9 protein-coding genes, 1 pseudogene and 2 riboswitches are annotated in these 9,397 nt (G+C 44.2%); of the genes and pseudogenes, 6 read left to right on the top strand and 4 right to left on the bottom strand.

Going from position 1 to position 9,397, the window contains the following annotated elements:
- Position 1 precedes the first annotated feature (1 nt).
- From RH85_RS09725 to RH85_RS09715, 3 genes are all read left to right on the top strand, one after another.
- The gene (locus tag RH85_RS09725; protein WP_006712049.1) at positions 2-1,912 is read left to right on the top strand and encodes an ATP-binding protein; all 1,911 of its coding nucleotides are present in this window, start codon (positions 2-4) and stop codon (positions 1,910-1,912) included.
- Between the two features lie 17 nt (positions 1,913-1,929).
- Positions 1,930-2,427 carry a response regulator gene (locus tag RH85_RS09720; RefSeq protein WP_006712048.1) on the top strand — a complete coding sequence of 166 codons (498 nt, stop codon included), beginning with the start codon at positions 1,930-1,932 and terminating at the stop codon, positions 2,425-2,427.
- Positions 2,428-2,608: 181 nt separating this feature from the next.
- Entirely contained in the window at positions 2,609-3,154 is a 546-nt protein-coding gene (locus RH85_RS09715) for a hypothetical protein (RefSeq protein ID WP_006712047.1), read from the top strand.
- A gap of 151 nt (positions 3,155-3,305) precedes the next feature.
- On the opposite strand, the gene RH85_RS09710 is transcribed toward RH85_RS09715, so the two are convergent.
- Positions 3,306-4,046, bottom strand: coding sequence for a hypothetical protein (locus RH85_RS09710; protein ID WP_006712046.1), 741 nt, complete (start codon positions 4,044-4,046; stop codon positions 3,306-3,308).
- 17 nt (positions 4,047-4,063) lie between these two features.
- Positions 4,064-4,222, bottom strand: coding sequence for a hypothetical protein (locus tag RH85_RS23165; RefSeq protein ID WP_006712045.1), 159 nt, complete (start codon positions 4,220-4,222; stop codon positions 4,064-4,066).
- A 228-nt stretch (positions 4,223-4,450) separates the two neighbouring features.
- Between RH85_RS23165 and RH85_RS09700 the strand changes: the two genes are divergently transcribed.
- A complete protein-coding gene (locus RH85_RS09700) occupies positions 4,451-4,792 on the top strand; it encodes a 50S ribosome-binding protein YggL (RefSeq protein WP_006712044.1) in 342 nt (113 codons plus the stop codon).
- 244 nt (positions 4,793-5,036) lie between these two features.
- Positions 5,037-5,152, top strand: a riboswitch (glycine riboswitch).
- Between the two features lie 2 nt (positions 5,153-5,154).
- Positions 5,155-5,248, top strand: a riboswitch (glycine riboswitch).
- A gap of 130 nt (positions 5,249-5,378) precedes the next feature.
- The gene (locus RH85_RS09695) at positions 5,379-6,749 is read left to right on the top strand and encodes an alanine/glycine:cation symporter family protein (protein ID WP_006712043.1); all 1,371 of its coding nucleotides are present in this window, start codon (positions 5,379-5,381) and stop codon (positions 6,747-6,749) included.
- Positions 6,750-6,815: 66 nt separating this feature from the next.
- On the opposite strand, the gene RH85_RS09690 is transcribed toward RH85_RS09695, so the two are convergent.
- Positions 6,816-7,442 (bottom strand): LysE family translocator, encoded by a 627-nt coding sequence (locus tag RH85_RS09690; protein ID WP_006712042.1) that lies wholly within the window; start codon positions 7,440-7,442, stop codon positions 6,816-6,818.
- Between the two features lie 135 nt (positions 7,443-7,577).
- Between RH85_RS09690 and RH85_RS09685 the strand changes: the two genes are divergently transcribed.
- Positions 7,578-9,065, top strand: a complete 1,488-nt coding sequence (locus tag RH85_RS09685) for a carboxypeptidase M32 (protein WP_006712041.1) — start codon at positions 7,578-7,580, stop codon at positions 9,063-9,065.
- An 87-nt stretch (positions 9,066-9,152) separates the two neighbouring features.
- Here RH85_RS09685 and RH85_RS23285 read toward each other — a convergent pair.
- Positions 9,153-9,397, bottom strand: a pseudogene (locus RH85_RS23285) (hypothetical protein); the annotation flags it as partial.

Raw genomic sequence — 9,397 nt, 5'->3', positions numbered from 1 at the left:
TGTGTGCCTTGATAACAACCCCATTAGCATAGAACAACTCCGCAGTGAGTTGAGCGTCTTCACTTCTAAATTTGATGTACATTGTGCTGATAATATTGAAGATGCTCACTGCGCCCTGCAATATTGCTTAGACAACAACCAACCCGTTGCGTTAGTGATTGCCAGCCACCACGAAAATTTCGATGGTGCCAACTTCCTCATTCAGTTGGATAAATCGCCCCTAACTCAAAGCGCACGGAAAATACTAGTCAGCTGTGGCCAAGACATCCAAGCAATCCTGTCTGCGGTCAACGAAGGTCGCTTAGATCACTGTTTAACTAAACCGCTGCAAGACAACCTGGTGTACAAAACCGTGCAAAAAGAGCTCACCACATTCGTGGTTGAGCATGATAAAGAAAACCTACTCTCTTACAGTTTAATTCTTGAACAGCAACGTTTACTGCGTGCTCATATTGACCAGAAAATGGCCAACTACCAAGCGGGCTTTATCTCTGATCATCATCGCCTATCTGATGCACAATTGGCTGAACAAGTCATTGATGCACTCTCGCAATTCTTTGCCGATCACGATGAAAATCACGCGATCCGCCATTATTCCAGCGACCACTTGCTTACGGTTGAAGGTGAAGAAAACCGCTTCTTGTGGTTTATAACTAGCGGTGAAGTGGCGCTGTATAAAAAAGATGAGTTAGGGATGCAGCGAGAAGTGGTTAGGCACAGTAAAGGCAACCTCGTCGGTGGCATGTCTTTTGTCACTGGTGAACCCTCGTTCTCAACCGCCATTACCTTGACTGATACCGATGTAATCAAACTTGACCGTGATGAGTTTAGCAAAGTAATGCAATCCAACACCGCGCTGTTGCCGCTCTTTACCAACTTGCTTTTGCGTCATTTTAACCGGCGTTTACAGCGCAGTATCAACACCAAGCTTGAATTACAAAAAACCATCGAATCACTTGAATCTGCGCATCAGCAACTGATTGAGCGTGAGAAAATGGCGATGCTCGGCCAATTGGTCGCCGGTGTTGCGCATGAACTCAACAATCCGATTGCCGCCATTTTACGCGGCACTGACACGTTAACGGAGAATATCCACCGCCTTATTGCCACCCAAGGGCAATCAAATCTTCTGCAAGGCGACGACATTTTGACTCGAGCTCTCTCCTCTCGGCCAAGTTCCACCGCTGATGAGCGACAAAGAACCAAAGAGACCGAGCAAAAAGTGGGCGACCGTCGCTTAGCCAAAAAACTGGTCAAGCTTGGTTTGGAGAATGACGCAAGTTGGATTCAACGCATTAAACACCAAAAATATCAATCCAGCATCGAATTGAATGAACTCGAAAACTTCCATCTTGCCGGGGCGACGCTACGCTCGATAAACATTTGCGCCCAGCGTATTGCAGACATGGTGAAAAGCTTGAAAGGTTATGCTCGACCGGACGATGAGACCTTTCACTATGTGGATATCCACGAAGGTATTGAAGACACCTTAGTGATCTTTGAGAACCGCCTAAAAAGACATAATGTCGAAAAACACTATGCTGATCTTGCGCCTATTCGTTGCCTACCGATCGCACTACAGCAGGTGTGGACCAACCTCATCTCAAATGCCATCGATGCCTTCCCTGAAAAAGGTTGCCTAACGATAACAACCCGAGCCACCACTCGCTATGGTGACCGCTGGGCGGTAATAGAAATCAAAGACAACGGCTGTGGCATTTCAAAAACGTTACAAGATAAAGTATTTGAATTGAACTTCACCACAAAACGAGAAGGAAACTTTGGTCTTGGTATCGGTTTGTCCGTTTGCCAGCAGATCATTCAACAACATGGTGGCAGAATAGAAGTAGAGTCCGCCGAAAATCAATTTACGCAAATGTCAGTTTGGCTGCCGATTGAGGCTCAAGGTTAAATCAGCGAGGAAAAAAAATGAATAAATACCTGATTCTATGTGTCGATGACGAACGAGAAGTATTAGATAGCGTTATTCAAGATCTCGACTGTTTTGAGCAGAACTTCCTTCTGGAAGCCGCTGAATCGGTGGCGGAAGCCAAAGAGATTATTGCCGAATCACAACAAGAAGGTACCCAGCTTGCCTTAATTTTGTGTGACCACATCATGCCCGAGCAAACTGGAATCAACTTTCTCATCGAGTTAAGTAGTGACAGTGAAACCAACAAAGCCCGTAAACTTTTACTGACTGGTCAAGCGGGGTTGGAAGATACTGTTGAAGCAATCAATCATGCCAGTCTAGATTTTTACTTAGCGAAGCCATGGGATGGTGATCAAATCCGTCAAGTCATAAAAGATCAGCTCACTCAATTTATGATCGACAACGAACCGGAACTTATGCCTTGGGCGTCAGTACTCAACACCGAGCAAATTTTTAATGCCATCGCAGAAAATCGTTTGAGTTTTGGAGAGTAGTCACAATTTATCCACTTTGAATGGCATAACACTTGCTAACTCTAACGGAATTGGAAAAATAACGACAAAACAATGACATTTTGCCTTGTGACGGTAGCAGATGACCCAGTATCATACGCACTGCTTTGCGGGCACAATTTCGCCCTAACACAGAATTTAATAATTATAGGTTAATCTATTTATGCGCAAAACAATCTTAGCTGCGGCGCTAGTGCTGGTATCTGGTCAGTCACTTGCCATGGATGATCCAAATAGCCCAACGATTATGAGCAACTTTAGCTACGATTACGTTGAAGCACGTATCGGCGCAAGCCCTGGTACTTTCGGTGGCGGTATGAGTAAATCTATCCACCCTAACGCGCACGCTGTAGCTCGCCTTGATTCTGAATTTTCTGGTGACTATGACGCATCTGCTGGTGTTGGTTTCCACGCACCAATCAACAACTGGGCTGACCTTACCGGTGAAATCCTTTTCCGTATGGTAGATAACGATGCAATCAGCACAGATACGGGCATGGAACTAAACCTTGGTGTTCGTCAGTGGCTTGGTCCTCAATTAGAAGTGGGCGGCAAACTTGGTTACGTATCAATTGACGATAACGAAGATTGGTTGGGTTCAGCTTACGCTCGCTTCCACGCAACTGAATTGTTCTCACTAGGTGCTGAAGCACGAATCAACGAGTTCTATGGTGATCAAGTAATGTTCACTACTCGTTTCCGCTTCTAAGTGCATGCTTTCTTAACGTATTACTAAATACGATTTGAAACGAGCATCTTTGATGTAAAAAAATCCCGGCAATATATTGTCGGGATTTTTTATGCTAACTGTAATATCTAGACGCTAATTCGTTTTGTCGTCATCAATCAGTGTGACAAAGCTACTCAATACCCATTTGTTCCGCGATGGTTTTGATCTGTTCCAAATCCATTTGATGGACACGAATCATTTGATTGATTTGGCTTATTCTTGAGCTCACTTCATCTTGCTTGTCGCAAGAGTCTGATTTTGCATCCCATGAGGTACCATCCAGATAGGCACTGCAATCGCTCGTGAGGGTTTCCAGTTTTGGTTCTAACTGCTCACGCTCTTTTAACAAGGCTTCTAGTTCTTGCTTTACTTGTAACTCGCGCTGAAATAATTCACGCGAACGTTCAAGTAACGTAACTTGCATATTCGCTTGATAGTTAAGTTTATTATTTGCTTTTGCCGCATCAGCCAGTTCTTTTTTCTGGCCATCAAGCCGCTCTTCTAAAGAAAGGTTCGCTTTCTCTAACTCAGCCACTTGGGTTTGCATCGCTTTTAACTGCGTATCAAAATTGGCTTGCTGATCTACCATCGCCGCTTTGAGTTTCTGTTCAACTTCATCATCAACCTTAGCCACACGTTTTTCAACGGTTACAACGAGGGTCTTTTTGTCTTGCTCTAAAGATTTATATTGCTCTTGAAGTTCTACATAAGTGCTTTGCCACTGATTGGCCGTGAACGAAGAGCCAATCAGCCCACCGATAGCTAAACCTAAGACTCCAGCCACCACGATATACAAGTAAGTGCGCTTATCACGCTCCTCAATTACAACTACATCTTCATCGGTGTTATCAATATCAGTCTGGTTGTTCACTCTTCGCTCCTACAGGTTTAGCGCACAAGTTCAGTAATCATTAAGGTCGCAGCGTAGACAAGAAACCCAGAAATTAAGGTCACCACTACGTACTTCTGCAATTTTTCATTGGTGCGATATCGAACCAGCACATAAGCCAGTGCAATCAAAAACACAATTGCAATCAATCTTGTCATACCCTCTCCCTAGGCTAACTTCACCAATTTAACCTACTCATTTATACCATTTTTTACTCGAAATAGGTCAGAACGATGTCGTTTTCTTCCATTAAATGTCTATCGTAGGCAGTTGCACCGAAGTCGTTGGCGAATTACCGTACTATATAGTAATAAATCTGGCATTAAGTTTGGGCTATGTCGATATTTAGGGTATAAATAACCGTTCCTTTTATTCGAGGCAAAGAAATGAAACCATTAAACCAGCAAAACAAAAAACGTCGTATCCTTAAAAAACTTTACCTTGGCGAATTCGCTATGATGGGTTTTGAAGTGAGCTGCAAAACAAACATTGCAGATTTCGACCGTTATGATGTGTTTGTAGACGACTTCATCGACTATATCGATAGCCTAGGCCTGTGCTTTGGCGGCGGCGGTCTTGAGCTGTTCGAAGGTTTTATCTGTGCATCGGAGCGTTACCTAAGCGTAACTGAAGAGCAAAAAGCACAAGTAATCGCTTGGCTAGACGCTCGCGAAGAAGTTAGCGAACTGATCGCTAGCGAATTAGTTGATGCGAACTACTTCTACTAATTCGGCATTAAATACAAGAAAAACGCTCCTCAGGGAGCGTTTTTTTATGCCTTATTTCAACCTTTCTCAGGCCATTATGCCGCTGGAATAGTCATTGCGAAGATTTCTTGAACGGTCTGTCAAATCTTTTCGCTTTTTGATTTAAAAACTTGTTGAATTGATCAAAAAAAGTGATAGAGTTCTTTGGTCAAAAGTGACCAGCACTATTGACTTACATTTACTCAACAATTGAGTAATTGTTCCGATGAAGGCTGCAGGAGAGCGGTTATTAACCAAATGGTAACATTTGAACATAATAACCTACCGAAGAAGTAAATCTTTCAGGTGCCACCTTAGGGTAGCGAGGACTGTAGTTGGAGGAACCTCTGGAGAGAACCGTTAAATCGGTCGCCGAAGGAGCAAGTTCTACATCGTTTATACGATGCAGGGTGAAACTCTCAGGCAAAAGGACAGAGGAGTGGAAAGACTATATCCGTAGCTTGGCGTACCTGTATGCCGAGTATGCTACTCATTTTTTGATGATGTGCTTCATATCGTCATACCTTTCCCTCTTCTCCTTAAAAGTTTTTTTAATTAAGGGGAAACCATGGATAACTTCCAATCTTTACTAAAAACAATCGACAACTTTGTTTGGGGACCACCGCTACTAATTCTATTGGTGGGCACCGGCGTATATTTCACTTTCCGTTTGGGTCTTTTGCAGTTTAGATACTTACCGACTGCATTTAAAATGATCTTTAGTAAAGATGATTCTGACAAGCAAGGTGATGTTTCAAGCTTTGCTGCATTATGTACTGCCCTTTCGGCAACCATCGGCACCGGTAATATCGTTGGTGTAGCAACCGCAATCAAACTAGGTGGCCCTGGTGCACTATTTTGGATGTGGCTAGCGGCTCTATTCGGTATGGCGACCAAATATGCTGAATGTCTTCTTGCGGTAAAATATCGCCGTGTTGATGACAAAGGCCAAATGGTCGGCGGCCCAATGTACTACCTACAATATGGTGTTGGCTCGAAAGCATTGGCTATTATGTTTGCCGTTTTTGCGCTCGGTGTCGCTTGCTTTGGTATTGGTACTTTTCCACAAGTAAACGCTATTCTAGATGCCACTGAAATTTCCTTTGGCGTCTCGCGTGAAATCTCTGCCAGTATCCTAACCTTACTCGTTGCCTTCGTTACCCTTGGTGGTATTCAATCTATCGCGAAAGTAGCCGGTAAAGTGGTTCCAACGATGGCACTGTTTTATGTTCTCGCTTGTTTAAGCGTGATCATTATGAATGCAGATAAACTGCTCGATGCCGTGGAACTAGTGTTGTTTTCTGCCTTCACTTCAACCGCAGCTACCGGCGGTTTCTTAGGTGCTAGTATCATGCTTGCGATTCAATCAGGTATTGCGCGCGGTGTGTTCTCTAATGAATCTGGCTTAGGCAGTGCGCCAATGGCAGCAGCTGCAGCCAAGACAGACTCATGTGTGAAACAAGGCCTTATCTCAATGACGGGTACCTTCATTGACACCATCATCATCTGTACGATGACCGGCTTGGCTTTGATTCTAACTGGTGCTTGGCAAGGCGATCTCGCCGGCGCAGCAATGACAACCCACGCTTTCGCAGTTGGTTTGAATATGCACACCTTCGGGCCAATGCTGGTTTCAATTGGTCTGATCTTCTTTGCCTTTACCACCATCCTTGGATGGAACTACTACGGCGAACGTTGTGTGGTGTTTTTAATGGGTACCAAAGCCGTACTGCCGTACAAAATCATCTTTGTTGGTCTAGTCGCTTCTGGCGCTTTCCTGCACTTAGATATGATTTGGATTATTGCAGATATCGTCAACGGCCTGATGGCAATTCCGAACCTGATTGGTTTGATTGCCCTTCGCCAAGTAGTGGTTGAGGAAACCAAGCTGTTCTTCGCAACCGCTGAGAATGATTCACTCGAATCAGCCAAAGCATAATCAAAAACAAAAAACGCGGCTTGTTGTGAGCCGCGTTTTTGTTTCATAAATCAGAACAATGCAGTATTAATCTTCCACCAATAACTTGATACCTAACGCCACCAGCACTAAACCAGTGGTAGCTTCCATCCAAGTCATAAAACGGCTGCTTTTTAATAACCCTTTGGCCGAATCAAGCGCACCAGCCAGACCACACTGCCAGACCATCGCGATGACAAAATGAATCGCGGCCATTAATAAAGACTGCATAAACGCCGAACTTTCAGGATCGATAAATTGTGGTAAGAAGGCCAAATAAAAAACCGCGGTTTTAGGATTCAACACGTTAGAAAGAAAACCTTCGCGTAACGAACGCTTTAAATTAAGATTTTGTCGACTTAAAGTAAGCTCCGTTGGCGCAGATTGACCTTTCATCAGCGAGCGTAAACTGCTTAACCCCAGCCAAATCAAATAACCTGCTCCAATCATTTTTACCGCAGCAAACAATTGTGCCGATTGCGCTAATAGCGCAGAAATACCAATGGCCGAAAAGGTTGCATGAACAAACAACCCCAAACAAATACCGAGACTAGTGGTAGCTCCATCAGTAAATCCACCACGCGAAGAATTACGAATCACCAGCGCTGTATCTAGCCCCGGGGTTAACGTAAGTATGGTAATGGCGACAATAAACGCCTCAAAATTAACGATCATAACGACGACATCCCTGTTATACCTCTCAATGACGAAATTCCGTTATACCGCTATAAATTCAACACCACAAACGATTTATCTTAGTCGTTGTCATTGCTAGACTGAGAATGACGAATAATTAAAGAAGATATCCCTATGAGCGCATTCGAAAAACTGGTTTCTCACTCACAAAAAATAGCCCACTTTAATCACCTTGCTGCCATTTGCGGTTGGGACCAAGCCTCTATGATGCCATCAGGTGGGAATCAAGCCCGCTCAGAAGCAATGGCCGAGCTTTCCGTTCATGTTCACTCATTGCACACCCAACCACAACTTGCCGATTGGTTTGCTCAAGCGGAACAAGAAACACTGTCAAGCGAGCAAAACGCAAGCCTGCGTGAACTAAAACGCCAATGGCAGCAAGCCAATCTGTTACCGGAAAAACTCGTTCAGGCAAAATCGCTAGCGGGTTCAAAATGTGAACATGCTTGGCGAGCTCAACGTAGCCAAAATGATTGGTCTGGGTTTGAAAAAAATTGGGCGGAAGTGGTTGCGTTATCGCAAGAAGAAGCACAGATCCGTGCCGACGCAAATGGGTTGACCCCTTATGATGCGATGCTGGATATCTACGAACCGGGCACAACGTCGGCATCACTTGATACACTGTTTAGTGACGTAAAATCTTGGTTACCCGACCTCATTGATCAAGTGATAGAGAAGCAGTCCCACGAAAGCATCATCGAACCCAGCGGCCAGTTTTCGACGGAGCGACAAAAAGCACTCGGCCTTGAAGTCATGAAACTACTCCAGTTTGATTTCGAACATGGCCGTTTAGATGAGAGTGTTCATCCATTTTGTGGCGGAGTGCCGAGCGACGTACGCATTACTACCCGCTACGATCATAACGAATTCGTTCAATCTTTGATGGGTATCGTCCATGAAACGGGCCATGCTCGCTACGAGCAAGGCCTGCCAAAAGCATTAGCAGGAACACCTGCTGGCGAAGCCCGCTCAATGGGTATTCACGAATCACAATCACTGTTTTTCGAAATGCAAGTAGGCAGAAGCGATGCCTTTATCGAACATTTGGCTCATCTCGCTGGCAAGCATTTCGCTCACTCAGATACCGAGTTGTTTTCAAAACATAATTTCCAAAAGCTCTATACACGAGTGAAAAAAGATTTCATTCGCGTGGATGCTGACGAGCTCACCTACCCCGCTCATGTCATCTTGCGCTATGAAATAGAACGAGATCTTATTAATGGCAACATTAAGCACACCGACGTGCCAGAGTTGTGGAATTTGAAGATGCAGCAAAACCTTGGTTTATCAACCGAAGGCAATTACAAGAATGGCTGCATGCAAGATATTCATTGGACCGACGGCGCATTTGGCTACTTCCCTTCATACACGTTGGGGGCAATGTACGCGGCGCAATATATGGCGGTGATGAAGAATACGGTTGATGTAGATGACGCTATTCGCAGTGGTGATCTGAGCCCTATCTTTACTTGGCTATCGGATAACATCTGGAGCAAAGGTAGTTTATTGACGACAGATGAATTAGTAAAACAAGCGACGGGAGAAACACTCAATGCTGCGCACTTTAAGCAGCATTTGATGAGTCGTTATTTGAAAGACTAAAAAAAGAGCTAGCAGTTCTTCAAAATTTCAGTTCTGCTGGCTCGCTTTGCTTGTTCATACTACAACTGAATAAGTTAGTTCAGAATGTCAATTAGCTAAATCTAAAATAGTTTTAGCCTTATTAGGCCAAACTAGATGACTGTTATCTTTACATATTTTAAACGGCACGACCCACAAACGATGCCCATCACCAAGGTCATAATAATGCTCTAGTGCATCGTCAAAGTTATCCTGAAAGGGATAAATCAATACTACGTCTCTGCCTACTGGTAGATCTGTTTCTGAAGGTTTGAGGTACTTCTTCGCATAGGCAAACATCTGATAGACATCTG

Source organism: Vibrio ichthyoenteri ATCC 700023, from assembly GCF_000222605.1.
GTDB classification, from domain to species: domain Bacteria; phylum Pseudomonadota; class Gammaproteobacteria; order Enterobacterales; family Vibrionaceae; genus Vibrio; species Vibrio ichthyoenteri.
This window is presented reverse-complemented; position numbering and strand designations above follow the sequence as displayed.

Bases quoted from the DNA above. Each gene is read 5' to 3' on its own strand.
- RH85_RS09685 (WP_006712041.1), top strand. From the start codon at position 7,578: ATGAGCGCATTCGAAAAACTGGTTTCTCACTCACAAAAAATAGCCCAC.
- RH85_RS09695 (WP_006712043.1), top strand. From the start codon at position 5,379: ATGGATAACTTCCAATCTTTACTAAAAACAATCGACAACTTTGTTTGG.
- RH85_RS23165 (WP_006712045.1), bottom strand. From the start codon at position 4,222: ATGACAAGATTGATTGCAATTGTGTTTTTGATTGCACTGGCTTATGTG.
- RH85_RS09720 (WP_006712048.1), top strand. From the start codon at position 1,930: ATGAATAAATACCTGATTCTATGTGTCGATGACGAACGAGAAGTATTA.
- RH85_RS09700 (WP_006712044.1), top strand. From the start codon at position 4,451: ATGAAACCATTAAACCAGCAAAACAAAAAACGTCGTATCCTTAAAAAA.
- RH85_RS09690 (WP_006712042.1), bottom strand. From the start codon at position 7,442: ATGATCGTTAATTTTGAGGCGTTTATTGTCGCCATTACCATACTTACG.
- RH85_RS09715 (WP_006712047.1), top strand. From the start codon at position 2,609: ATGCGCAAAACAATCTTAGCTGCGGCGCTAGTGCTGGTATCTGGTCAG.